The sequence below is a fragment of the Streptomyces spinoverrucosus genome (genome assembly GCF_006539505.1).
Classification (GTDB): Bacteria; Actinomycetota; Actinomycetes; order Streptomycetales; family Streptomycetaceae; genus Streptomyces; species Streptomyces spinoverrucosus.
In genome coordinates, this window is the sequence record NZ_BJND01000007.1 from 124189 (window position 1) to 146743 (window position 22555).

Genomic DNA, 22555 nt, shown 5'->3' on the forward strand with positions numbered 1-22555 from the left:
ATGAGCCCAGACGTCGACCTCACCGCCCCGAAACCCGGCCGCCACGCCCTGCGCGACCGGCTGCTCGCACTGGACTACCGGCTGTTCGAGTTCGCCGCCGTACGGAACTGGCCGGCCGCCGAACCCGTCCTGCCTCGGCTGAGCCGCAGCGCGAACCACGGTCTGCTGTGGTTCGCGACCGCCGGCGTCATCGCGGCGAGCCGCACCCCGAGGGGCCGCCGGGCCGCCGCACGCGGTGTGGCCTCCCTCGCCCTGGCCTCGGCCACCATCAACACCCTCGGCAAGCGCAGCGTGCGCCGCCCCCGCCCGGTCCTCGACCCGGTGCCGGCCGTCCGCCATCTGAAGCGACAGCCGATCACCACGTCCTTCCCGTCCGGCCACTCCGCCTCCGCCGCGGCCTTCGCGACCGGCGTGGCCATGGAGTCCCCCACCTGGGGTGCCGTTGTAGCCCCGGTCGCGTTCTCGGTGGCGATGTCGCGCGTCTACACCGGCGTCCACTTCCCCAGCGACGTGCTGGCGGGCGCGGCCCTCGGCGTGGGTGCCGCGTTCGCCGTTCGAGGGCTGGTGCCGACCCGCGACCAGGTCACGCTGCCGCCCCGGCCGCGCGCCGACGCCCCGGCGCTGCCCGAGGGCGAGGGGCTGGTTGTCGTCGCCAACACGGCGGCGGGCAGCTCCGACCGGGTGCGGGCGCTGCGGGACGCGCTGCCCCGGGCGGAGGTCGTCGAGTGCGTGCCGGAGGACATGCCGGACGAGTTGGAGAAGGCGGCCGCCCGGGCCCGGGTGCTCGGCGTGTGCGGGGGCGACGGCACGGTGAACGCGGCCGCCGAGATCGCCGTGCGCCGCCGTCTGCCGCTCGCCGTGCTGCCCGGCGGCACCCTGAACCACTTCGCCCACGACCTCGGCGTGGAGGACGTCCGGGCGCTGGGCCGGGCCGTCCAGCAGGGCGACGCGGTCCGCGTCGACGTGGGCCTCTTCGTGTGCGGCGAGAAGCAGGGCGTCTTCGTCAATACGTGCAGCCTGGGCGTCTATCCGGAGCTGGTGCGCGAGCGGGACCGCTGGTCGCACCGGATCGGCAGCTGGCCCGCCGGGGTGCTCGCGGCGCTGCGTGTCCTGCGCGCCGACCGGCATCCACTGGAGGCCGAACTGGGCGGCAGGGCAAGGCCGTTGTGGCTGCTGTTCGCCGGGAACGGCACCTACCACCGGATGGGGCTCGCACCGGCCCGCCGCAAGGACCTCGCGGACGGCCAGCTCGACGTACGGGTCGTGCACGGCGGACGGCGGCCCGCGCTGCGGCTGCTCGCCGCCGCCCTCGCCGGTCCGCTGACCCGCTCCCCCGCCCACGCGGCCGTCCAGGTCCGCCGGTTGCGGCTGTCCGGCGTCGCCCCGGGCACGCTCCTCGCCTACGACGGTGAGGTCATCGAGGTGGCGGGCGAGGTGACGCTGCAGAAGGTACCGGAGGCGCTGGTGGTGTACCGCCCGCTTCCCTGATGCAAGCTGACACCCCGTCAGTCCATATGGCAGAACCATCTGTCTCATCATTCGGCCGACGCGTACGGTGGCGGAGGACGCCGACCGGTCGGACAAAAGGGGTACCGCCATGCCGAAAGCGCAGGAGACCGCCGTCTACACGCACGGGCACCACGAGTCCGTGCTGCGTTCGCACACCTGGCGGACCGCCGCCAACTCGGCGGCCTACCTCCTCGGCTCGCTGAAGCCGCACATGCGGATCCTGGACATCGGCTGCGGGCCCGGCACGATCACCGCCGATCTGGCCGCGCTGGTCCCGGACGGGCACGTCACCGGCGTCGACCGGGCGCCGGAGATCCTGGACCGGGCGCGCGCCACGGCCGCCGACCGGGGACTGACCAACGTGGACTTCGCGGTCGGCGACGTGCACGCCCTGGACTTCCCCGACGACACGTTCTGCGTGGTCCACGCCCATCAGGTGCTCCAGCACGTCGGTGATCCGGTGCAGGCGCTGCGCGAGATGACACGGGTGACCAGACCGGGCGGTCTGATCGCCGCCCGCGACGCGGACTACGCCGCGATGACCTGGTATCCAGCCTCACCCGGCCTGGACGACTGGCTGGAGCTGTACCGGCGGGTGGCCCGCGCCAACGGGGGCGAGCCGGACGCGGGGCGGCGGCTGAAGGCCTGGGCGCTGCGGGCGGGCATCGGCGACATCACGGCCACGTCGAGCACCTGGACCTTCGCGACGCCACAGGAGCGGGAGTGGTGGAGCGGCCTGTGGGCGGACCGGACGCTGGCGTCCGCCTACGCGCGACAGGCCACCGAGGGCGGTCACGCGACCGAGGAGCAGTTGCGGGCCATGGCTCGGGCCTGGCGGGAGTGGGGGAAAGCGGCCGACGGCTGGTTCGGCGTTCTGCACGGAGAAATTCTGTGCCGCAAGGAAGGCTGAAAAAGCGATTTAGGGAAACTCGGACGGCAGGAGGTTCATTATGGTTCCCATCCTGCTCGTACTGCTTCTCGTGCTGATTCTCTTCGGTGCCGGGTTCGCCGTCGAGGTGCTCTGGTGGATCGCCATCGCCGTGCTGGTCCTGTGGCTCCTGGGATTCCTGCTCCGTGGCACGACCGCGGCGGGAGGCAGGGGACGCTGGTACCGGTGGTGAACTGACCCGGGGGGTCACTCCCGGGGCAGCAGAGGTCCGAGCGGCCCGAGGTCCAGATTCAGGTCCTCGGGCCGCAGTCCGTAGCGCTCACGCAGCTCGGTCATACGGTCGTCGAGCAGCATCAGCGTGAGCCCGATCCGCTCCTCCTGCTCCTCGCTCAGGTCACCTTCGTCGAAGCGGCGCAGCGCCTGCCGTTCCATCAGCCGGCGCAGCAGTTCCACCACGGTCAGGACGAGCTTGACCAGGTCGCGTTCGACCGTGTCGGGCTCCAGGTCGAGTCGCTTGCGGGGAGCTGTCACGTCGAATCACCCCAGGGGGCCGGGACCTGCGCGTTCACGGAGCTGATCAGTGCGTTGAGGTCGATGCGGACGAGGTCGACGTCCGCGATGCGCAGGGTGATGTCGCCGGTGATCACCACGCCGCCGGCCAGCAGCCGGTCGAGCAGGTCCACCAGGGCGATCTCACGGCGTTCGATCACCGTCACGGCTTTTCCCCCGCGAAGGAATAGGCCGCCCAGGGGCCGGTGAGTTCCACTCGGATTCCCGGCATCTCGCCTTTCGTGCGGTCCACGATTTCCACGAACTCCTCGGACTGCGCGCGCGGCACCAGATAGGCCGCGTTCAGCACATTACGGCCCGAGGTACCGGACAGCTGGGCGCTCTGGGGCGCGTGCAGCCGGGAGTCCTCGGCGTGCGCGGCAAGCATTTCGTGCAGCCGCTCCGCGAACTCCTCGGCTTTCCTCAGTCCCGACTCGTGTTCTTTGACGCGCTGGCTGCGGCGCCGCAAATAGTCCCGCCCGGACATGGCCTTTCCGGCCGCCCAGCCGTTTTCTGTATCCGGGCCCTGTGGGGACTCCGCGGATTCCCCGGCCGCCGATTCGACGTACACCTTCACGCCCCATTCCACCCGGCCCGCCAGCCGGTCCAGAGTGCGCAGGAAATCGCCCTCGCGGGCCTCCAGCATCATCCGCACGCCGCTGTCGTCCCGGAAGACCGTGCCCAGCCGGAGCGGCAGCGGCGTCGTCACCGTGGTGAGCGCGTCGATCACGCCCTGGTGGGCCCTGGCGGTGGCGGTGAGCCAGTCGAGGTCCTCCAGATGGGCGCGCAGCGGCTCCTCGGCGAAGTCCCGCTCCGGCACCGCGCTGACGACCGCGACCAGGCCGCGGTGGTGCAGCAGCTTGGGCGGCGCGCCCGCCACGCCCGTCAGCTGGGACTGCAGGGCCGCGTCGAAGGGGCGGCAGACGGCGTACACGTACCGCAGTCCGGTCATGGGCTCTCCTCCTGTGCGCGGCCGGTCTCCAGCGCCGCCAGTCGCTCGCGCAACTCGGCGTTCTCCCGGGCGAGTTCGTTGCGGCGAGCGCCCGACGACAGGGCCGGGTCGTCCTCCCACCAGTCGATACCCATCTCCTTCGCCTTGTCGACGGAGGCGACGATGAGCCGCAGCTTGATGGTGAGCAGTTCGATGTCGAGCAGGTTGATCCGGATGTCGCCGGCGATGACGACGCCCTTGTCGAGCACCCGCTCCAAGATGTCGGCGAGGTTGGCGCCCCCGCCGTTGCCGTAGGGCTCGGGCAGGCGAGTCGGTGACGTCATCGACGGCTCCGGGTGTCGGCGTACTCGTCCCGGTACTCGTCGTCGATCTCCACGGGCTCCTCGGTGTGATCGGTTTCCTTCTGCGGTCCGGGTTCCCCTTCCGCGCGGGGTTCCTCGTGGTCTTGCGGGGTCAGGTTCAGCCGCTTGCCGGCGACTGTCCCGTTGCCCGTTCCCGCGCTGCTGCGCGAAGCGATCTCCAGCCGGTCGAGGAGTTCGTCCTCCGCCCGGTCGAACTCCTCCTCGCTGATCTCCCCGGCCTCCAGCCGCCCCTCCAGCCGGGCCAGCTCGGCCCGGATCGTGGCGGGGTCGTAGTAGATCCGCTCCGCCTCGTGGAGCACCTGCCCGATGACCCAAGCGCTGCCGCGCACCGGCGCGAACGGCAGCAGCAGCACCTCCGAGATCAGGCCCATGCCCTCACCCGGCCCCGGTGTCCACGCCGCCCGCCGTACTGCCCGCCGGCTCGGTGGGGCCGGGCTCGACGAAGCTGTACGGGGGCAGCGGACCGTTCACCCGGATCTCCAGGTGCGGCAGGTCCTTGCGGGCCCGCTCCACGGCGGCCAGGAAGTTCTCCGCTGACCGCCGGTCCACCAGGAACGACACGTTGGCGAGCCAGCCGGTGGACTCCGGGCCCACGCCGACCGCGTCCGCGTCCGGCTCCAGGGCCCGTCGCAGCGCGAGCGCGTCCTCGGCCTCCTTGGCCTTGACCGCGGCCGCGACCATCTCGCCGAGCCGGATCTTGTCCTCGTAACCGCCCCCGTCCGCCTTCCGGTTGGCCTCCGCGAGCGTGCGGATCTCGGGGCTCTCGGCCATCACATGGTGCAGGACGGCTTCCTCGACGTGGTTGGCCTTGACGTTGTACTCGATCCGGCCGTCCAGCGCCGTCAGGCGTTCCTCGTAGTGCTCGGCGCGCTCGGCCAGCACGCCCATGACCGCCGCGTCGTCCGGGGCGACGCTGCCGAACCGCATCGGCAGCACACACCCGGTCGATCCGGCCTCGGCGAGCACGTTCTGGTGGGCCAGCAGATCCTTGCGCTTGGGGCGCAGCCCTTCAGGCGCGTCGCTGACGATCGCCGCCAGGTCGCCCTCCTTCAGGATGCGCACGGGCCGGGCCGGGTCGCCGACGCCGCCCATGCCGTCGGGGAGGGCGGGATGCGAGCGCGCGGCGATGCCGTAGACGTACGTGCTCACTCCTGCTCCTCCTTCCGGCGCGTGGACGTGGCCTTGCGGGCGCGCGGCCGGGACTCGCCCTCGCCTTCCCCACGCGCCTGCTTGAAGGCGTCGGAGACGGTCTGCGCGGCGCCGGCCAGCGCGCCCTTGGACTTTCCGCGCGCGCCGGACTCGGTGACCTCGCCGACGACGTCGGGCAGGCCGGGGCTCTTGCGCGGCCCGGCCTCCAGGTCGAGCCGGTTGCACGCCTCGGCGAAGCGCAGATAGGTGTCGACGCTGGCGACGACGACCCGGACATCGATCTTCAGGATCTCGATGCCGACCAGGGAGACGCGGACGAACGCGTCGATCACGAGCCCCCTGTCGAGAACAAGTTCAAGCACGTCGTAGAGGCCGCTGCTGCCGCCTCCACCGCCGGTCTGCTGTGCCGGTACAACGGTCATGCCGGCTGTTCCTCCTTGTCGGTGGGTGTGGCTCCGGGTGGGCGGCCTAACGGCCGCCCGGCCTGTGTGAGTCGGCCCGCCCGCGTTCGTAACGGCGAACGCGCCGGTAGCCGGTCAGTTGTCCGTCGGGGTCGAGATCGACCTGGTAGCTCGCCATCAGGCTCATCGTGTCGGGCACGCGGGCGAGTTCGAGGACCTCGACCTCCAGGGACCAGCCGTCCTCGGTCTGTTCGAAGGACGACACAGTCTCGGCGGCCATACCGGTGAGCTCCGCCAGCTGGGTGCGCGCCTGGCGCAGCACCTGCATGGGGCTCGGCCGGTCGTCCGCCGTACTTTCTTCCGCGTTGCGGGAGTTACGTGAATCCTGTGAATCGGACGGGTTCTGTGTGTTCGTCATGGCCACCTCGAACTCCGGGTGGCCTGACGGCCCTTGGCCAAACCTTCAGCCACGCAAAGCGTTGAGCCGGCGCCGGGCCGGGCCGAGGGCGCGGCCGCGGCTCAGCACGCCGGCCCAGGGGTTGGTGCGGGCCTGGTCGACGGCGTCGGCGATGGTCCAGCGGCGCGGCCCGAAGTCGGGGTGGTCGAGCTGGTCCCAGGCGACGGGCACGGCGACGGGCGCGCCGGGCCTGGCCCGTACGGTGAAGGGGGCGACGGCGGTCTGGGCGTAGGCGTTGCGCTGTACGTCGAGGTAGAGCCGGTCGCCGCGGTCCTTCTTGCGGGCGGCGGTGGTGAGCCGGTCGGGGTGCGCGGCGGCGAGGGTGTCGGCGACGTCCCTGGCGAACTCGCGCACCTCGTCGAAGTCGTGGTGCCCGTTGAGCGGCACGACGATGTGCAGGCCGCGCGAGCCGGTGGTCATCAGCGCCGAGGGCAGCTTCAGTTCGTCGAGCAGTTCCCCGAGCTGCCAGGCCGCCTCGCGCACGGGCGCGAAGGAGTCGCCGGACGGGTCGAGGTCGAACACCATCCGGTCCGGCCGGTCGAGCCGGCCGGTCCGGGAGAGCCAGCGGTGCAGGGTGAGGCACGCCTGGTCGGCGAGGTAGACGAGGGTGGCGGCGTTGTCGCAGACGGTGTGGCAGACGGTGCCGCCCTCCTTGGGGACCTCGACGCGGGTGATCCACTCCGGATAGTTCTCCGGCGTGTTCTTCTGCATGAACTCGGGGCCGTCGAGGCCGTCCGGATGCCGCTGGAGCATCAGCGGACGGCCGCGCAGGTGCGGCAGCATGAACGGCGCGACGGCCCGGTAGTAGTCGACGAGGTCCCGTTTGGTGTACTCCTTGGCGTCCCCGCCGCCGGGGAAGAGCACCTTGTCCGGCCGATGCACCTCCACCGTGCGCCGCCCGGCCCGCACGGTGTGGACGTCGTCACCGCTCACCGTACGACCGCCTGTTCGACCAGCAGTTGTACGGCGGCGGCGATCGACTCGGCGTCGATGCCCGCGGCGTGCAGCTGCTGGTCGGGCGCCGCCGAACCCGGCATCGTACGCACCGCGAGACGCACCAGGCGCGGCATGGGGCGCCCGTCGAGGAAGGGTTCGAGGACCGCGTCCCCGAGACCGCCCTCCTGGTGGTGGTCCTCGACGGTCACCAGGCAGCCGGTCTCCTCGGCGGCCTGGCGCAGCGTCAGCCGGTCGACGGGCTTGACCGAGTACAGGTCGATCACCCGCACCTGGATGCCCTCGCGGTCCAGCGCGTCGGCGGCGGCCAGCGCCTCCGGCACGGTGACGCCTGCGGCGACGAGGGTCAGCCGGTCGGTCCCGGACGACCGCAGCACCTTGCAGCCGCCCACCGGGAACTCCTCGTCGGGGCCGTAGATCACCTGGCTCTTGCCGCGCGAGGTGCGCAGATAGCGGATGCCGTCCAGGTCGGCCATGGCGGCGACGAGATGCGCGGTCTGGTTGGCGTCGCACGGGTACAGCACGGTCGAGCCGTGCACCGCCCGGAACATCGCCAGGTCCTCCAGGCCCATCTGCGAGGGCCCGTCCTGGCCGATGGCGACGCCCGCGTGCGAGCCGACCAGATTGATCCCGGCCCCGCTGATCGAGGCCATGCGGATGAAATCGTACGCACGTGTGAGGAAGGCCGCGAACGTCGAGGCGTACGGCACCCAGCCGCGTGAGGCGATGCCCACCGCGCCCGCGACCATCTGCTGCTCGGCGATGTAGCACTCGAAGAACCGCTCGGGGTGCTCCTTGGCGAAGGCCTCCGACCGCGTGGAGTCGCTCACCTCGCCGTCGAGGGCGACGACATCGCCGCGTCCGGTGCCGAGTGCGGCGAGCGCCTTGCCGTAGGCGTCCCGGGTCGCGACCTCGTCGCCCCTGTCGAAGCGGGGCAGCTCGACGTGCTCCTCACGGACGGCGTGCAGCAGGCGTGCGGTCGGCGGCTCCTGCACATAAACACGCAGGTTCCGGGGGCCGCCGAGTTCGGCGATGGCCTCGTCGGCGTCGGGCAGCGGCTTGCCGTGCAGCCCCTCGCGGTCCTGGACGCCCTCGACGCCCTTGCCCTTGAGGGTGCGGGCGAGGACGGCGGTCGGCTGTCCCCTGGTCGACAGGGCCTCCCCGTACGCCCGGTCGATCGCGTCCACGTCGTGCCCGTCGACCTCGATGGTGTGCCAGCCGAACGCCTGGAAGCGGCGGGCGTAGGCGTCGAGGTCGTGGCCGTGCCGGGTGGGGCCGCGCTGGCCCAGCCGGTTGACGTCGACGATCGCGGTGAGGTTGTCGAGATGCTCGTACGAGGCGTGCTCGGCGGCCTCCCACACGGAGCCCTCGGCGAGCTCGCTGTCCCCGCACAGCACGTACACGCGGTAGTCCGTCCGGTCGAGCCGCTTCCCGGCGAGCGCGATCCCGACGCCGACCGGCAGTCCCTGCCCCAGCGATCCGGTGGCCGTCTCGACCCACGGCAGCCGCGGTGTGGGGTGCCCTTCGAGCCGGCTGCCCAGCTTGCGGAAGGTGAGCAGCTCGGCGTCGTCGATGGCACCGGCCGCCTTGTAGGCGGAGTACAGCAGGGGGGAGGCGTGTCCCTTGGACAGCACGAAGCGGTCGTTGCCCGGGTGGTCCGGGCGGTCGAAGTCGTAGCGCAGGTGGTTGGCCAGGAGTACGGCCATCAGATCGGCGGCGGACATCGACGACGTCGGATGCCCGGAGCCTGCGGCGGCGGAGGCCCGCACGCTGTCCACGCGCAACTGCTGGGCCAGCTCGACGAGTTCGCGGCTGTTCATCGGTCTCCTTCGTCGGGGATGTCGCTGCGCTTCACGGGGCCTGGGGAGGGGTGGTGCTCGCCGGACTGGGGGGCGGGTTGGTTCTTGGCGGGTTCACCGCCGGGCTGGTTCTTCGCGGGCTCACCGCCGGGCTGGTTCTTCGCGGGCTCACCGCCGGGCTGGTTCTTCGCGGGTTCGCCACCGGGTTGGTTCTTGGCCGGTTCCCCGCCCGGCTGATTCTTCGCGGGCTCGCCACCGGGTTGGTTCTTGGCCGGTTCACCACCCGGCTGATTCTTCGCGGGCTCGGCACCCGCATCGGAGGCGGCGGCAGCCCCCGGGCCGCTCCTCGCCCCGGGTCCCGTATCCGCCGCCCCTGCACGCGCATCCGTCTCCGCCCCCGCCTGCGCCTCCGCCCCACCCGGCACCCGCGCCAGCTCCGGCGACGCCGTGTCCAGCGGTACCGACCAGGACCGTACGAGCCCCAACTGCACGGCCTGCCGCGGCAGTACGGCGTCCAGCAGCCAGTCGGCCGCCACCCGCACCCGGTTCCCCGGCATGGCGGCGAGGTGGTAGCCGCGGGTGACCGCCCCGGCGGCGATCCCGGACAGCGGCACACCCAGCGGATTCGCCGCCGCCTTGGTGCCGCCCAGGTCCACCACGAACCCCATGTCCCGGTGCCGGTAGGCCCGCCGCTCCCCCGCGCCGAACGACGCGGCGATGTTGTGGGCGCACACCTTGCCGTGCCGCCAGGCGTGCTGCGCGGTCATCGGCGTGTACTGCCCGGGACGGTCGAGGTCGGGCACGGCGGCGGCGTCCCCGCAGGCGAACACCTCGGGGCGGCCCGGCACCTGGAGGTGCGGGTCGACGAGCAGCCGCCCGCGTTCCATGGGCATCCCGAGGGAATCGACGAGGGGATCGGGCCGTACGCCCACGCACCACACCAGCGTGCGGGTGTCGACGTACTCCCCGTCGGTCAGCAGCACCCCGCCGTGCATGGCCTCCTTCACGGAGGTCCCCATCCGCACGTCGACGCCCCGCTGCCGCAGCACCCGGTCGGCGGTGCGGGACAGCCGTTCGTCCAGCTCGGGCAGGACCCGCTCGGCGATGTCCAGCAGCATCCAGCGCGGCCGCATGCCCTCGCGCAGAGGGTGCTTGCGCACCTGGGAGTCGGTGAACATCTGCCCGTGCGCGGCCACCTCGGTCCCGGTGTAACCGGCGCCGACCACCACAAAGGTGCAGCGCGCGGCGCAGCTCTTCGGGTCGTCGGCGGCGGCCGCCAGCTCCACTTGCCGGGTCACGTGGTCGCGCAGGTAGAGCGCCTCGGGCAGGCCGCGGAAGCCGTGGGCGTGCTCGGCGACGCCGGGGATGGGCAGCAGCTTGTTGACGCTGCCTGCGGCGAGCACCAGCCGGTCGTACTGCAGCGTGCCGCCCCCGCCCTCGGGGTCGGAGTAGTGCACGGTCCGCGTGTCGAGGTCGATGCCGTCGGCCTCGCCGAGGACGAGCCGCACCCGGGGCAGGGTGCCGGAGAGGGAGACGGTGACCCGGCGTGGCTCCAGGATCCCGGCGGCCACCTGGGGCAGCAGCGGCAGATACAGAAAGTAGTCGGTCGGGTTGAGCAGGGTGATGTGGGCCTTGTCCCGGGCCAGCCGCGACAGGACGCGGGCCGTCCGGTAGCCGGCGAAGCCGGCACCGACGATCACGATGCGGGGTCGACTCACGGTTTCGCCTCCGGCGGTCGTCTCGTACGAGGTTTACGAGGTTTTCCGCGTCCCCCTGGTCAGGGCGCCCAAACCCGGACGGACCCCGTTCGGCCCGGCGTTTGGTGCCCGGGCGGCCGGATACCCGGCCGATGACCCACCCCCACCCCCCGGACGCGGAGGTGTCCCCCATGCCCGAGTACGGCTATTTCCTGGCCTGTGAGGAGTTCGGGCCCGCGGATCTCGTCGAGCAGGCGAGGATGGCCGAACAGGCCGGATTCCAGACCCTGTGGATCTCGGACCACTACCACCCCTGGAACGACGCCCAGGGACAGAGTCCCTTCGTGTGGTCGGTGATCGGCGCGATCTCCCAGGCGGTGTCCCTGCCGATCGAGACCGCGGTGACCTGCCCGACGGTCCGGATCCACCCGGCGGTGGTGGCGCAGGCCGCCGCGACCAGCGCGGTGATGACGAACGGCCGTTTCCGCCTCGGTGTGGGCACGGGTGAGGCACTCAACGAGCACATCGTCGGCCACACCTGGCCGCCCGCCTCCGTCCGGATGGACATGCTGGAGGAGGCCATCCAGGTGATGCGCAAGCTGTTCACGGGCGAGGAGATCAGCCACTACGGCACGCACTACAAGGTGGAGAACGCCCGCCTGTACACCGTGCCCGACGAGCCGGTCCCGATCGACATCTCCGGCTTCGGCCCGCAGGCGACGGCACTCGCGGCCCGCGTCGGCGACGGCTACATCACGATGACGCCCGAGCAGTCGATGGTGGAGCAGTTCCGCAAGGGCGGCGGTGGCGCGAAGCCGGTGGGCGGCGGCACGAAGGTCTGCTACGGCGCCGACCGCGACGAGGCGGTCCGTACCGTCCGCCGGTTGTGGTCGAACCAGCTGCTGCCCGGCGAGATGGGCCAGGTCCTGCCCTCGCCGCGGCACTTCGAGCAGCTGGAGCCGCTGATCACCGAGGAGATGATCCGCGAGAACACCGTCTGCGGCGACGACGTCGACGAACACGTCTCCGCGCTCAGCGCCTTCGCCGAGGCGGGCTTCGACCGGATCTACGTCAACCAGATCGGCCCCGACCAGCGCGCCTTCTTCGACTTCTACCGCACGAAGGTGCTGCCCCAGCTCACGACGTAGAGGTACGGGTCAGTCTGCGTGCGGCCAGGACGCCGACGCCGGCACCGACGGTGAGCGCCTTGGCCACACGTCCGCGATTCCGCGATGCCCACCCCTGCGAGCTGGCAGGATACGCCTCCCCGTCGAAACGCCCGTGCGCGCCGAAGTCCCGTCCGCGCGGCCCGTCCGCCGGGCTCCACAGGTTCCCGGTCCCACCGTGCTCCCCGGGATCCTGCTGGGCGTCGAACCCAGTGCGGGCGAGATACCGCTCCAGCAACCCGGGGGCGACGGCGTTGGCGATCAGGGTGCCGACCGTCGAACCCCCCACCCAGTACTCCCGTCGCCGCCCGTGCCCCGCCGCGTGCACGATCGCCCGCGCCGCGACCTCGGGCTGATACACGGGCGGCATCGGCCGGGCCCGCCCCGGCATCCGGTTCAGCACCCAGTCGAACTGCGGAGTGTTGAGCGCGGGCAGCTGCACCATCGTCGTCCGCACCCCGCTGCCCTGGTGCAGCAGCTCGCAGCGCAGTGACTCGTTGAACCCCTGGATCGCGTGCTTGGCCCCGCAGTACGCCGACTGCAGGGGGAGCCCCCGGTACGCCAGCGCCGAGCCGACCTGCACGATCGTGCCCCGGTCCCGGGGCAGCATGTGCCGCAGCGCCGCCCGCGTACCGAACACATAGCCGAGATACGTCACTTCCGTCACCCGCCGGTACTCGTCCGGCGTGATCTCGGTGAACGGCGCGAACACTCCGGCGAAGGCATTGTTGACCCACACGTCGATCCGCCCGAAGGCGTCCACGACCTGCTCGGCGGCGTTGTCGACGGCCTTGGCGTCGGCCATGTCGACCGGCACGACGAGCGCCTCACCGCCGGCGCGCTGCACCGCGTCCGCAGCCGCGGCGAGCCCCTCGCGCCCGCGGGCCAGCAGAGCGACCCGGTCACCCCGCGCGGCGAAGGCCACCGCCGCGGCCCGGCCCACGCCGCCGCTGGCGCCGGTCACGACGACGGCCCTGCCCCGTCCGATCGATGTGCGCACCCCGCATCACGCCCGGTGGTGCGGGTTCTCGGGGTCGATACGGTCCGGCCGCGGCAGCGTGCCCGGCGGGGGTTCGCCCGGCCCCGGCATGCCCGCGCCCGGTGCCTCGGTCGGTTCGGTGGCCTGTCCGGGCGGCGTCGGCGGAACGGGCGGCACCGACGGGTACGGCGCGTTGCTGAGTCCGCCGGGCGGTCCGGCGGCCGGGGCGGCGCCGTGCGCGCGGTCCTGCTCCGCCGCGAGCTCGGCGCGCCCGTGCGGCGTCCCTGCGGCGTGCGGATGGGCGGCGCCGCGCAGCAGGTAGGCGACGACACCGAGGATCGCCGCGGTGATCAGCGCGGCGGCCCAGCCCGGCAGGACGAGGGCGAGCGCCAGGCCGACCGCGAGGGCGACGGCCGCGCCCGCGTACAGGGCGACGGCTCCGGACGCGGCGTACAGCGTGGCCTTGCGGCGCTGCTTGCGCGTCTGCTGCCGCAGTTCGTCGCGGATCGTCTCCCGCGCGACCTGTGCCAGCTCGTCGACCAGATGCTTGTCCAGGTGCTCCAGATGATCCATGCGGTCCATGCCCGCCGGGTACCCGTGCGCAACCCCGCATAACGCCACGTCCCGCCGCGTCTCCGTCAGGATGACGCGAAGGCGTCCACGACGATGTCCGCGAGCAGCGCGCCCGCCGTGCCCTCGGGGTCGAGGTCGGGGTCGTAGATGGTGACGTTCAGGCCGACGCAGTGCGGTGAGGCGAGCAACGGGTGCAGCAGGGCGACGAGTTCGGCGGGGAGCAGCCCGTCCGGGTCGGGGCTGTCGACGGCGGGCATCACACTCGGGTCGAGCACATCGGCGTCCAGGTGTACCCAGAAGCCCCGCACTTCGGCGACCTGGAAGGCCTCGGCGGTGGCCCGTGCGAGCGCCTCCGCGCCCCACTCGCGCACGTCCCCGACGGTCACGACCGGGATCTTCAGCGCGGCCAGCTCCGTACGCTCCGGATCGGCGTCGCGAATCCCGAAGAGCCGCACGTCCTCGTCCCGCAGATACGGCTTCAGCCCCTCCAGGTTCGTCAGGTCCTCCTGTCCCCGCCCGGTGGCCAGCGCCAGCTCCTCGCCGCCCGCCGCGCCCACGTGGTCGGAGTTCCCGGGGTGCCGGAAGTCCGCGGAGGCGTCGACGGCCGCCAGCCCGTACCGGCCGATGCGGCGCAGCGCAAGGGACGCGCCGAGCTGGATGGAGCAGTCGCCGCCGAGCACGAGGGGAAAGTCCCCAGCGCGCACATGGTGCTCGATCCGGTCGGCCAGCCTGCGGGTGTACGAGGCGATGGCGGCGGCGTTGAACACCCCGTCGCCCTCCTTCCAGTCCCCCCGGTCGTAGCGCGGCGGCACGACCACCCCGCCCTCCAGCGCCCGCAGCCGCTGCACGATCCGCTGCTCGCGCAGCGCCCCGGCGAGCTTGTAGCAGCCGGGCACGGTGCCGGGAGCGGGCGGGCGCAGGCCCAGGTTGGAGGGGGCGTCGATCACCACGATATTCCGCATGCGCGGCATCCTTCCCGACGTAGAGTCGGGCCTTCAACGGCTTTGACACAAGGATGAGACGAACAGATGAGCGAGCAGCACACGTACCGGGTCATCGTCCGGGGCACCTGGGACGGGCTGACCGACGAGGCCCGGGCCCGGCTGCTGGCGGAGGCCACCGACCACGGGATGCCGAGCATGCGGTTCACCGAGGAGGGCACGCTGTCGTACGAGGCGGCGCCGCTGAAGCACTTCTCGATGCGGTACGTGGTCGTGTCCGACGCGGAGGACGGCGAGGAGATGGCGGCCGCGCTCGCGGAGGAACGGGCCGAGGCGACCCTGCGCGGGCTCGGCTACGGCTTCCGGGAGCTGCGCTCGACGGTCACCGACCTCGACACCATGAAGATCAACTACAAGCCCGCATCTCGACGGTGAGCGCCCAGCGCTCGTGGTCCCGCCAGGCGCCGTCGATGTAGAGCATGTTCGGCGAGAACCCCTCCAGGCGGAATCCGCAGGCGCGGGCCAGGGCGATGGAGGCGGCGTTGCCGGGCTGCACGTTGATCTCCAGCCGGTGCAGCCGCATCGGCCCGAAGGCGTGGTCGATCACCAGGTTCAGCCCTTCGCGCATCAGGCCCCGCCCGGCGGCGTGCGCGAAGGCGCCGTATCCGAGGGCACCACTCTGGAAGGCGCCGCCGACGATGTTGTTGATGTTGATGTATCCGGCGAGGGCGTCCGTGGCCGTCTCGCAGACCAGGAACCCCGCCTTCGTCGGGTCCTCGATCAGCCGGCCCGCATAGCGGGCGTACGCCGCGGCGGTGTCCGGCGGGAACAGCCACGGGTGGTGCAGATCCTTGCTCTCCCTGACCCGCGCCGTGAACTCGGCGCCGTCCTCGTGGGTGAAGTGGCGTATGCCCACGCGGGGGCCCTCGGCGAGGTAGCGGGACGCGATGTGCGGCATCCCGCCACCCTACGACCGGCCGCGACCGGCGTCAGTCGCGGACCACCGGCAGCTGGAGCACCCCGGTGTCGCCGGGCGCGCTCACCACGGTCACCGGCTTGATCCCCCGGTTGCCGAAGTACGCCCCGTCACTCGCCGCGATCACGAACCGCAGCCGGTGCCCCTGCTCGTAGCGGTGCACGATCCCCGGCAGCGTCACGGTGAACGGCCTGCGCACATCCGGCACCCGGACCGGCGCGACGAGCCGGTGCGCCAGCGTCTGTGTGCCGTCGGGGGCGACGTCGTACAGCTTGGCGAACAGCACCAGCTTGTCGGCGGCGTCCCCAGAGCCCTGCGTCCGCGCGGCCTTCGGCGAGACGACCTTCAGCGTGGCCCGGGGCTCGCCCACGACGTCCACGGCCCGCGCGAGCGGCTCACTGGTCCAGCCCAGGTGGGTGCCCTTGGTGTCGTACGGCGCCGGGTCCGCCAGCCCCAGCGTTCCGGCCAGGGAACTCTCCGAATGGCTCGTGGGGAACAGCCAGTTGGTGTACGTCCGGCTGCCCCGCGCCACCTTCCTGCGGTTGTCGACGAGTTTGCCGTCGCCGGAGAGATACAGCTTCTGCCCGAGCGCGGGCAGCCGGTCGGCGGTGGCGTACCGGCTGCCGGGATCGCTGACCCAGTCCCGGTAGTAGGCGAAGGCGGGCCCGGTGTCGACGCCGGTCTGCTTGTGCAGATAGCGGTCGAACCAGGCCAGGATCCGCCTGCCGACGTAGCTGGTCTCCAGGTTGCCCGCGCCGAGGTTGAGCTCGCCGTCCGCCGGGTCGCTGGTGCCGCCGCTGTGCCCCCACGACTGCCAGATCATCTTCACCGGCGTGCCCTGGGACTTGAGCGTCTTGTACGTCTTCGTCGCCTCGTTGAGATTGAACAGGCTGTCGGCCTGTCCCTGCACCAGCAGCGTCGGGGCCTGGACCCGGTGCAGATACGACACCGGGGAGACGCTGTGGGCGTAGTCGAGCAGCTCCTCGGTCCGGTCGGCCGGGTAGCGGCCGGAGTTGAGGGTGCGCACGGTGGCGCAGGCCTTGGTGACGAAGTGCAGGCAGGCCAGGGAGTTGATGCGGGACGGGTCGAGGCTCGGCTGGAGCAGCGGCTGGCTCTCGCCGATGAGGTAGAAGCCGTTGGTCCACTGCCACTTGAAGGCGCCCGGCACCCGGCCCGCGCCGACGGCGTTGTTCGGGTCGAGCGAGTACGCCAGGTCGTGCCAGGTGATCATCGGCACGAGCGCGTCGACGCGGTGGTCGACGGACGCCGTGGCGAGCTGGATGGCCCCGCCGTAGGAGCCGCCGATCATCCCGACACGCGGGTCGCCCGGCCGGTCCAGGGTGACGAAGTCGGCGCTGGTCCCGTCGTCGGCGGCGCGTTTGCCCGCGAGGAAGTCCAGCAGCCGGGAGGCGGCGTGGCCGTCGATGGCCGGGTCGTCGAGCGAGATGAGACAGCCCGTGCGGCCGAAGCCGAGTCCGGAGTAGACGAGCCCGACATAGCCGCGCTGCGCGAAGTTCCTGCCGATGGCGTCGGTGGAGCCGTCGTTCTTGCTGCCGCCGAAGCCGTTGGTGGCGAGGACGGCGGGAGCGGGATGGGCGCTGTCCACGCCCGCGGGCCGGTAGAGGTCGGCGTCGATCGTGCAGGTGCGGCCGCCCGCCTGGACGGTGAACTTCAGGCCGGTGACGGTGTACTGGCCGGTCGCGGCGGTGGCGGGGGCGGTGAGGGCGAGGGGTGCGGTGAGCGCGGCGCCGAGAGCGGCGGCGAGGACGGCACGGGATCTGGGCACACGTCGGGACACAGGACCTCCACGCTGAGGACAACCCGGATACCGGCCAGTAAGTACTGGCCGGTTGTCATGCTGTGACCTGTGTCATGCGCGGTCAATCACTCCGAGGGAGGTTTCTTGACGGAGATTCAGTGCAACTCTCTCAGCGCAGGGCCGGAGCATCCAGCGTCAGCGTCCCCGCCTCCGCGTCCAGCTCCGCCCGCACCCCGAACGGAATCGTCAACGCCCCTTCGCAGTGCCCGAACCCGAACTCCTCCACCACCGGCACCCCGAGCCCGCCCAGCCGGTCGGCGAACACCCGGCGCAGCTTGTCGTACGAACCGCAGTCGAGCCACGAGCCGAGGGCGATCCCGGCGACCCCGTCGAGCCAAACGGCGCGCAGCAGTTGGGTCAGGATCCGGTCGAGGCGGTACGCCTCCTCCCCCACGTCCTCAATCATCAGCAGCCCACCACGGGCCCCGCCGCGGGCGTACGGCGTGCCGAGGTCGGCCGCGAGCAGGCTCACACAGCCCCCGAGCGTGACGCCCCGCGCCCGCCCGGGCACCAGCGCACCGCCACCGGAGGCGATCGTGCGGACCGTCTCCGGCGCGAACAGGGTGGCCTTCAGATGGTCCTGTGCCCGGGCGTTCTTGATGAAGTCGACACCGGCCGCCATCGGCCCGTGCAGGGTGACCAGGCCGAGCCGGGTGGCGAAGGCCTCGTGCAGCGCGGTGATGTCGCTGAAGCCGACGAGCACCTTCGGCCCGGCCGCCCGCAGCGCGTCCCAGTCGAGCAGATCGACCATCCGCTGCGCCCCGTACCCGCCGCGGGCGCACAGCACGGCGGCCACGGACGGATCGCACCATGCGGCCTGGAAGTCGGCAGCCCGGTCGGCGTCCGTGCCCGCCAGGTAGTCGAACTCGCCGTGCCGGTCCAGCACATGGGGCGCCACCACCGGGTCGAGGTCCCAGCCGCGCAGCACGTCGAGCCCGGTCTGCAACCGCTCCTCGGGCACCGGCCCGCTCGGCGCGACGACGGCCACCCTGGCCCCGGGGGCCAGCCGGGGCGGTCGAACCAGCTCTTTCACTTGGCCAGCTCCAACGTCGGGACACCGGGCGCATTGAGCCCGAACACCTGGGCGTACAGGGAGAGTTCCGCCTCCAGCGCGCGGATCATGGTGTCGGCCCGCCGGAACCCGTGCCCCTCGCCCTCGAACGCGATGTACGCGTGCGGCACGCGCCGCCCCTCCATCCGTGCGAGGAACCGCTCGCACTGGGTGGGCGGACAGATCACGTCGTCCAGGCCCTGGAGCAGCAGGAAGGGCGCGGTGATCCGGTCGGCGTGCTCGGCGGGCGAGCGCTCCGCGTACCGGCCGGGCACCTCGGCGAGCGGTCCGACCAGGCTCTCCAGGTACTGCGACTCGAAGTCGTGGGTCTCGCCCGACGCCCAGCCGGTGAGGTCGAGGATCGGGTAGATGATCGTGCCGCAGGCGTAGACGTCGGTCATGGCGAGCGACGCGGCCGTGGTCCAGCCGCCCGCGCTGCCGCCGCGCACGGCGAGCCGGTCTCGGTCGGCGGTGCCCTCCTCGGCGAGGGCCAGCGCGACGGCCGCACAGTCCTCGACGTCGACGACGCCCCAGTGCTCGCGCAGCCGGTTCCGGTACTCCCGCCCGTAGCCGGTCGAGCCGCCGTAGTTGACCTCGGCGACCCCGATGCCGCGCGAGGTGAAGTAGGCGATCTGGAGGTCGAGGACGAGCGGGGCGCGGCCGGTCGGGCCGCCGTGCGCCCAGACGACGTACGGCGGCAGCTCGGCGCCGGGCGGGGTGCAGCCGGGGTGGTGCGGCGGGTAGACGTGGGCGTGGATCTCGCGTCCGGCGGGTCCGGTGAAGGTGCGGATCTGCGGTTCGGGGTAGTACGCCGGGTCCACCGCGTCGTCGTGCTCGGCGCCGATCACCCTCGCGCGGCCGGTACGGGCGTCCAGTTCGACCACCTCGTAGTCGCTGCGCGGGCTGGCCCCGACGGCCACGACCCGCTCGCCGTGCACGGCGAGGGCGGGCGCGAACTCGGTCCAGGGACCGGCCGCGTCGACGACCTCGCCGGTCTCGGGGTCGAGTATGCCGAGGGCGGTGGCACCCCGGCCGTGCACGACGGCGATGAGGCCGCTGTCCAGCGGCGCGAACCAGCGGGAGCCGATGCGCCACAGCGGCCCACCGAACTCCTCCTCGCGCGGGCACAGCGGCTCACCGTCGCGGTACAGGTTCCACCAGCCGGTGCGGTCGCTGACGTACAGCAGGGAGCCGTCGGCGGCGAACTCCGCCTGCGCGATGGCCTCCTCGGGGCCGCCGGCGACCGTGCGGGGCGCGGTGAGCGTGCCGTCGTCCGTCACCTCGGCGCGCACCAGTTCCGTACCGTCCCACGGCATCCGGGGATGGTCCCAGGCGAGCCACGCCGCGTGCCGCCCGTCGGGCGAGAGGCGGGGCCCGGTGACGAACCGGTGCCGGGCGCCGGTGAGTTCCCGCACGGCGTCCCGGTCCTCGGCGGCGGAGCCGTCCAGCGGTACGGCGGCCAGGACGCGCCGCAGGTCGGTGGGTCCCTCGCCGGTGAACTCCTCCAGCACGCACCACACTTCGCCGCGCTCCACCCGCAGCTGCGGATCCACCCACCGCAGCCCGCCGCCCACCGGCGACACGGGCGTCAGCGGACGCGGCTCGGCGCCCTCCTCGTACCGGTACAGCCGCTGGTCGGCGAAGTGCACGAACACCACGACCGGGCGCCCGTCGACGAGGGCACCGGCCCAGGGCTGTCCGCCGTACTCGATGACCCGGCTGCGCACGTTCCACGGCGCGGGCAGCACGGACTCCTCCCGGCCGTCGGCGTGCCGCCGCACCAGCGTGCGCCGGCCGCCCTCGGTGGGCCGTGGCTCGGTCCACCACGCCTCGTCGCCGACGAAGCCCACGAACTCCGGGTGCCCGTCGTGCGCGGCGGCGAGGGCCGCGTCGATGGGCGACGGCCAGGAACCGTACGGCAGGGTCTGCACGTTCTCCCCCATGTGGTCAGGCGTCCCGCAGGAAACGGTCGAGGACGCGGACGCCGAAGTGCAGCGCCTCGACGGGCACGCGCTCGTCGACGCCGTGGAAGAGGGCCTGGTAGTCGAGGCCCTCGGGCAGCTTCAGCGGCGCGAAGCCGTAGCCGGTGATGCCGAGCCGTGAGAACTGCTTGGCGTCGGTGCCGCCGGACATGCAGTACGGCACGACGTGCCCCTCGGGCGCGAACGCCTCGACGGCGGCCCGCATCCTGGCGTACGTCGGCGAGTCCACCGGCGCCTGCAGCGCCACCTCGCGATGGTCGAACTCCCAGTCCACGTCCGGCCCGGTGAGCAGGTCGAGGGTGTCGCGGAACTCCTGCTCCCCGCCCGGCAGATAGCGCCCGTCGACGTACGCCACGGCCTCGCCCGGAATGACGTTGATCTTGTAACCGGCGTCCAGCATGGTCGGGTTGGCGCTGTTGCGGACGGTGGCCTCGACGAGCTTGGCGGCCGGGCCGAGCTTCTCCAGCAGCCGGTCGACGTCCGCGAGGTCGGTGTCGATGCCGTACAGCGCGGCGAGTTCGGTGAGCGCCGCCCGTACGGTCGGGGTGAGCCTCAGCGGCCACTCGTGCGCGCCGATCCGCGCGACGGCGGCGGCCAGCCGGGTCACCGCGTTCTCGCGGTTGACCTTGGAGCCGTGCCCGGCCCGGCCGCGCGCGGTCAGCTTCAGCCAGCCCGTGCCGCGCTCACCGGCCGCGATCGGGTAGATCTCGCGGCCCGCACCGTCGTGGAAGGTGAACGCCCCGGACTCGCTGATGCCTTCGGTGCAGCCCTCGAACAGCGCGGCGTGCCGGTCGGCGAGGAAGCCGGAGCCGTCCTCGGCGCTGGCCTCCTCGTCGGCGGTGAACGCGATGACGAGGTCCCGCCGGGGCCGTACGCCCTCCCGGGCCCAGGACCGCACGACGGCGAGGATCATCGCGTCCATGTTCTTCATGTCGACCGCGCCCCGGCCCCAGACGACCCCGTCGCGGACCTCTCCGGAGAACGGGTGCACGCTCCAGTCGGCGGCCTCGGCGGGCACGACGTCGAGATGCCCGTGCACGAGCAGCGCGTCGGCGGCGGGGTCGGTGCCCTCGATACGGGCGACCACGTTGGTGCGGCCCTTGGTGCGCTCCAGGAGCGTGGGCTCAAGGCCCGCCTCGGCGAGCCGCTCCGCCGCGTACTCGGCGGCGGGCCGCTCCTGGCAGTCGCCGCCACCCCGGTTGGTGGTGTCGATGCGGATGAGATCGGAAGTGAACTCAACGACCTCGTCCAGCGCGCGCTGATCAGCCATACTGCTCCTCCACGGCGGCCGAGACGACAGTGGTGACCGCCTTGAAGGTGCGGATCCCCTCGTACATGGTCGCGCAGGTGTACGCCACCTTCCGCTCCCCGGTCCGGTCGACGCCCGGCACCACGGTCGCCGCCATGGCCAGGTGCTCGGCGTCGAACTCGACGGCGACGGTGTGCGGGCCGGCGGCGACCGGCTCGTACCGCACCGCCAGCGAGGCCGCCTCCTTCGCGGCGGCCCGGATGTCGGCGGAGGTCCTGGCCGGCGTACGGCACACGGCCGCGTACCGCGACACATGGTCCTTGACGGCGACCTTCAGCGCCTCGGGCGCGTACCCGAGCGCGTCCTCGCAGGCGATGTCGTCGCCGGTCACCAGCACCACGGGCACCCCGTACTCGGCGACGACATGGGCGTTGAGCAGCCCCTCGCTGGCCCGTACGTCGTTCAGCCAGACGCCGGTGATGGAGTTGGCGAGGTAGGTGTGCGCGAGGACGCCCTCCGCGCCGGCGCCCGCGTGGTAGCCGACGAATGCGATCCCGTCCACGTCCCCGTGCTGCACGCCCTCGACCATCGACAGCGATTTGTGCCGCCCGGTGAGCATCTGCACCCGCTCGTCGAGCTCCTCCAGCAGCAGGTTGCGCATGGTCCAGTGCGCCTCGTTGACGAGGACCTCGTCGGCGCCGCCGTCGTAGAACCCGAGCGCGGCGGCGTTCACGTCCGAGGTGAACATCGACCGGCAGCGCTCCCACTGGGGTGTCCCGGGCAGTACGTCGGCCGGCCAGGTGACACCGGTGGCGCCCTCCATGTCGGCACTGATGAGGATCTTCATGGTGCGCCACGTTACGCGGAGATACTACGGCCGACCAGGATACGGGACACGCACCGGCCGCTCCGTCGGTGCCGGTCGCCGCGACCCCAGTCAGGCTCGCCCGCGTGGCCGCCCCCGTAACGGCGCGAGCAGGCCCGCAATGTCGTGATGCGGCGTAAGTGGGCGGGCGCGTCCCCGCCGGAGACGGGCCGCGTCAGCTACTCGACGCGGCCCACCCCGGGGTCGCGGCATCCGCCATGTCCGGCACGCCAGCG

Annotated in this window: 24 protein-coding genes and 1 pseudogene; 5 read left to right on the top strand and 20 right to left on the bottom strand. The window is 72.4% G+C overall.

The features are described 5' to 3' along the window. The 3 genes from SSP24_RS04980 to SSP24_RS04990 all read left to right on the top strand — a co-directional run bounded on the left by SSP24_RS04980 (nucleotide 1) and on the right by SSP24_RS04990 (nucleotide 2630). Nucleotides 1-1488 (top strand): bifunctional phosphatase PAP2/diacylglycerol kinase family protein, encoded by a 1488-nt coding sequence (locus tag SSP24_RS04980; protein WP_141307541.1) that lies wholly within the window; start codon nucleotides 1-3, stop codon nucleotides 1486-1488. 109 nt (nucleotides 1489-1597) lie between these two features. Then, entirely contained in the window at nucleotides 1598-2419 is an 822-nt protein-coding gene (locus tag SSP24_RS04985) for a class I SAM-dependent methyltransferase (protein ID WP_141307542.1), read from the top strand. Nucleotides 2420-2459: 40 nt separating this feature from the next. Beyond that, nucleotides 2460-2630 (top strand): hydrophobic protein, encoded by a 171-nt coding sequence (locus tag SSP24_RS04990; protein ID WP_141307543.1) that lies wholly within the window; start codon nucleotides 2460-2462, stop codon nucleotides 2628-2630. Nucleotides 2631-2644: 14 nt separating this feature from the next. Here the strand turns inward: SSP24_RS04990 and SSP24_RS04995 are convergent, their stop codons facing one another. From SSP24_RS04995 to SSP24_RS05045, 11 genes and pseudogenes are all read right to left on the bottom strand, one after another. Next, nucleotides 2645-2929, bottom strand: a complete 285-nt coding sequence (locus SSP24_RS04995) for a gas vesicle protein K (protein ID WP_141307544.1) — start codon at nucleotides 2927-2929, stop codon at nucleotides 2645-2647. Further along, nucleotides 2926-3114 carry a gas vesicle protein gene (locus tag SSP24_RS05000; protein ID WP_141307545.1) on the bottom strand — a complete coding sequence of 63 codons (189 nt, stop codon included), beginning with the start codon at nucleotides 3112-3114 and terminating at the stop codon, nucleotides 2926-2928. The genes SSP24_RS04995 and SSP24_RS05000 overlap by 4 nt, the downstream gene beginning before the upstream one ends. Continuing rightward, nucleotides 3111-3899, bottom strand: coding sequence for a GvpL/GvpF family gas vesicle protein (locus tag SSP24_RS05005; protein ID WP_141307546.1), 789 nt, complete (start codon nucleotides 3897-3899; stop codon nucleotides 3111-3113). The genes SSP24_RS05000 and SSP24_RS05005 overlap by 4 nt, the downstream gene beginning before the upstream one ends. Next, entirely contained in the window at nucleotides 3896-4222 is a 327-nt protein-coding gene (locus tag SSP24_RS05010) for a gas vesicle protein (protein WP_141307547.1), read from the bottom strand. Before SSP24_RS05010 ends, SSP24_RS05005 begins: the two co-directional genes overlap by 4 nt. Before the next feature lie 155 nt (nucleotides 4223-4377). Then, nucleotides 4378-4632, bottom strand: a pseudogene (locus tag SSP24_RS43840) (gas vesicle protein GvpG); the annotation flags it as partial. A gap of 4 nt (nucleotides 4633-4636) precedes the next feature. After that, nucleotides 4637-5410, bottom strand: coding sequence for a GvpL/GvpF family gas vesicle protein (locus SSP24_RS05020; protein WP_141307549.1), 774 nt, complete (start codon nucleotides 5408-5410; stop codon nucleotides 4637-4639). Next, nucleotides 5407-5832, bottom strand: coding sequence for a gas vesicle structural protein GvpA (locus SSP24_RS05025; RefSeq protein ID WP_141307550.1), 426 nt, complete (start codon nucleotides 5830-5832; stop codon nucleotides 5407-5409). The genes SSP24_RS05020 and SSP24_RS05025 overlap by 4 nt, the downstream gene beginning before the upstream one ends. A gap of 46 nt (nucleotides 5833-5878) precedes the next feature. Next, a complete protein-coding gene (locus SSP24_RS05030) occupies nucleotides 5879-6229 on the bottom strand; it encodes a gas vesicle protein GvpO (protein ID WP_141307551.1) in 351 nt (116 codons plus the stop codon). A 45-nt stretch (nucleotides 6230-6274) separates the two neighbouring features. After that, entirely contained in the window at nucleotides 6275-7201 is a 927-nt protein-coding gene (gene ligD, locus SSP24_RS05035; protein WP_174864594.1) for a non-homologous end-joining DNA ligase, read from the bottom strand. Then, complete coding sequence (locus SSP24_RS05040) at nucleotides 7198-9042, bottom strand: transketolase (protein ID WP_141307552.1); 1845 nt, start codon at nucleotides 9040-9042, stop codon at nucleotides 7198-7200. The genes ligD and SSP24_RS05040 overlap by 4 nt, the downstream gene beginning before the upstream one ends. Next, nucleotides 9039-10739: an NAD(P)/FAD-dependent oxidoreductase gene (locus SSP24_RS05045; RefSeq protein WP_444546195.1), complete on the bottom strand. Its 1701-nt coding sequence runs from the start codon at nucleotides 10737-10739 to the stop codon at nucleotides 9039-9041. Before SSP24_RS05045 ends, SSP24_RS05040 begins: the two co-directional genes overlap by 4 nt. 170 nt (nucleotides 10740-10909) lie before the next feature. Here SSP24_RS05045 and SSP24_RS05050 point away from each other — a divergent pair, with 170 nt between their 5' ends. Next, entirely contained in the window at nucleotides 10910-11866 is a 957-nt protein-coding gene (locus tag SSP24_RS05050; RefSeq protein ID WP_141307754.1) for an LLM class F420-dependent oxidoreductase, read from the top strand. Here the strand turns inward: SSP24_RS05050 and SSP24_RS05055 are convergent. From SSP24_RS05055 to SSP24_RS05065, 3 genes are read right to left on the bottom strand one after another with little or no spacing between them, the layout of a single operon-like run. Beyond that, nucleotides 11856-12884 (bottom strand): SDR family oxidoreductase, encoded by a 1029-nt coding sequence (locus SSP24_RS05055; protein ID WP_373306636.1) that lies wholly within the window; start codon nucleotides 12882-12884, stop codon nucleotides 11856-11858. The genes SSP24_RS05050 and SSP24_RS05055 overlap by 11 nt on opposite strands. Nucleotides 12885-12890: 6 nt before the next feature. Continuing rightward, nucleotides 12891-13445, bottom strand: a complete 555-nt coding sequence (locus tag SSP24_RS05060) for a phage holin family protein (RefSeq protein ID WP_141307553.1) — start codon at nucleotides 13443-13445, stop codon at nucleotides 12891-12893. 56 nt (nucleotides 13446-13501) lie between these two features. Next, on the bottom strand, nucleotides 13502-14398 hold the full coding sequence (locus tag SSP24_RS05065) for an arginase family protein (protein ID WP_141307554.1): 897 nt from the start codon (nucleotides 14396-14398) through the stop codon (nucleotides 13502-13504). Between the two features lie 66 nt (nucleotides 14399-14464). On the opposite strand from SSP24_RS05065, the gene SSP24_RS05070 reads away from it, so the two are divergent. Beyond that, the gene (locus tag SSP24_RS05070) at nucleotides 14465-14812 is read left to right on the top strand and encodes a DUF6204 family protein (protein ID WP_141307555.1); all 348 of its coding nucleotides are present in this window, start codon (nucleotides 14465-14467) and stop codon (nucleotides 14810-14812) included. On the opposite strand, the gene SSP24_RS05075 is transcribed toward SSP24_RS05070, so the two are convergent. From SSP24_RS05075 to SSP24_RS05100, 6 genes are all read right to left on the bottom strand, one after another. After that, nucleotides 14784-15335 carry a GNAT family N-acetyltransferase gene (locus SSP24_RS05075; RefSeq protein WP_141307556.1) on the bottom strand — a complete coding sequence of 184 codons (552 nt, stop codon included), beginning with the start codon at nucleotides 15333-15335 and terminating at the stop codon, nucleotides 14784-14786. The genes SSP24_RS05070 and SSP24_RS05075 overlap by 29 nt on opposite strands. 31 nt (nucleotides 15336-15366) lie before the next feature. Next, complete coding sequence (locus tag SSP24_RS05080; RefSeq protein WP_141307557.1) at nucleotides 15367-17151, bottom strand: CocE/NonD family hydrolase; 1785 nt, start codon at nucleotides 17149-17151, stop codon at nucleotides 15367-15369. Nucleotides 17152-17281: 130 nt separating this feature from the next. Next, nucleotides 17282-18205 (bottom strand): S66 peptidase family protein, encoded by a 924-nt coding sequence (locus SSP24_RS05085; protein ID WP_141307558.1) that lies wholly within the window; start codon nucleotides 18203-18205, stop codon nucleotides 17282-17284. After that, a complete protein-coding gene (locus SSP24_RS05090) occupies nucleotides 18202-20166 on the bottom strand; it encodes a prolyl oligopeptidase family serine peptidase (protein ID WP_141307559.1) in 1965 nt (654 codons plus the stop codon). The genes SSP24_RS05085 and SSP24_RS05090 overlap by 4 nt, the downstream gene beginning before the upstream one ends. A 4-nt stretch (nucleotides 20167-20170) precedes the next feature. Next, the gene (locus SSP24_RS05095) at nucleotides 20171-21475 is read right to left on the bottom strand and encodes a M20/M25/M40 family metallo-hydrolase (RefSeq protein WP_141307560.1); all 1305 of its coding nucleotides are present in this window, start codon (nucleotides 21473-21475) and stop codon (nucleotides 20171-20173) included. Next, a complete protein-coding gene (locus SSP24_RS05100) occupies nucleotides 21468-22301 on the bottom strand; it encodes a M55 family metallopeptidase (protein WP_141307561.1) in 834 nt (277 codons plus the stop codon). The genes SSP24_RS05095 and SSP24_RS05100 overlap by 8 nt, the downstream gene beginning before the upstream one ends. Between the last annotated feature and the right edge of the window lie 254 nt (nucleotides 22302-22555).

Coding starts and splice junctions, on each gene's coding strand:
- SSP24_RS04980 (WP_141307541.1), top strand. CDS start 1: ATGAGCCCAGACGTCGACCTCACCGCCCCGAAACCCGGCCGCCACGCC.
- SSP24_RS04985 (WP_141307542.1), top strand. CDS start 1,598: ATGCCGAAAGCGCAGGAGACCGCCGTCTACACGCACGGGCACCACGAG.
- SSP24_RS04990 (WP_141307543.1), top strand. CDS start 2,460: ATGGTTCCCATCCTGCTCGTACTGCTTCTCGTGCTGATTCTCTTCGGT.
- SSP24_RS05005 (WP_141307546.1), bottom strand. CDS start 3,899: ATGACCGGACTGCGGTACGTGTACGCCGTCTGCCGCCCCTTCGACGCG.
- SSP24_RS05010 (WP_141307547.1), bottom strand. CDS start 4,222: ATGACGTCACCGACTCGCCTGCCCGAGCCCTACGGCAACGGCGGGGGC.
- SSP24_RS05025 (WP_141307550.1), bottom strand. CDS start 5,832: ATGACCGTTGTACCGGCACAGCAGACCGGCGGTGGAGGCGGCAGCAGC.
- SSP24_RS05030 (WP_141307551.1), bottom strand. CDS start 6,229: ATGACGAACACACAGAACCCGTCCGATTCACAGGATTCACGTAACTCC.
- SSP24_RS05040 (WP_141307552.1), bottom strand. CDS start 9,042: ATGAACAGCCGCGAACTCGTCGAGCTGGCCCAGCAGTTGCGCGTGGAC.
- SSP24_RS05050 (WP_141307754.1), top strand. CDS start 10,910: ATGCCCGAGTACGGCTATTTCCTGGCCTGTGAGGAGTTCGGGCCCGCG.
- SSP24_RS05060 (WP_141307553.1), bottom strand. CDS start 13,445: ATGGACCGCATGGATCATCTGGAGCACCTGGACAAGCATCTGGTCGAC.
- SSP24_RS05065 (WP_141307554.1), bottom strand. CDS start 14,398: ATGCGGAATATCGTGGTGATCGACGCCCCCTCCAACCTGGGCCTGCGC.
- SSP24_RS05070 (WP_141307555.1), top strand. CDS start 14,465: ATGAGCGAGCAGCACACGTACCGGGTCATCGTCCGGGGCACCTGGGAC.
- SSP24_RS05075 (WP_141307556.1), bottom strand. CDS start 15,335: ATGCCGCACATCGCGTCCCGCTACCTCGCCGAGGGCCCCCGCGTGGGC.
- SSP24_RS05090 (WP_141307559.1), bottom strand. CDS start 20,166: ATGGGGGAGAACGTGCAGACCCTGCCGTACGGTTCCTGGCCGTCGCCC.
- SSP24_RS05095 (WP_141307560.1), bottom strand. CDS start 21,475: ATGGCTGATCAGCGCGCGCTGGACGAGGTCGTTGAGTTCACTTCCGAT.
- SSP24_RS05100 (WP_141307561.1), bottom strand. CDS start 22,301: ATGAAGATCCTCATCAGTGCCGACATGGAGGGCGCCACCGGTGTCACC.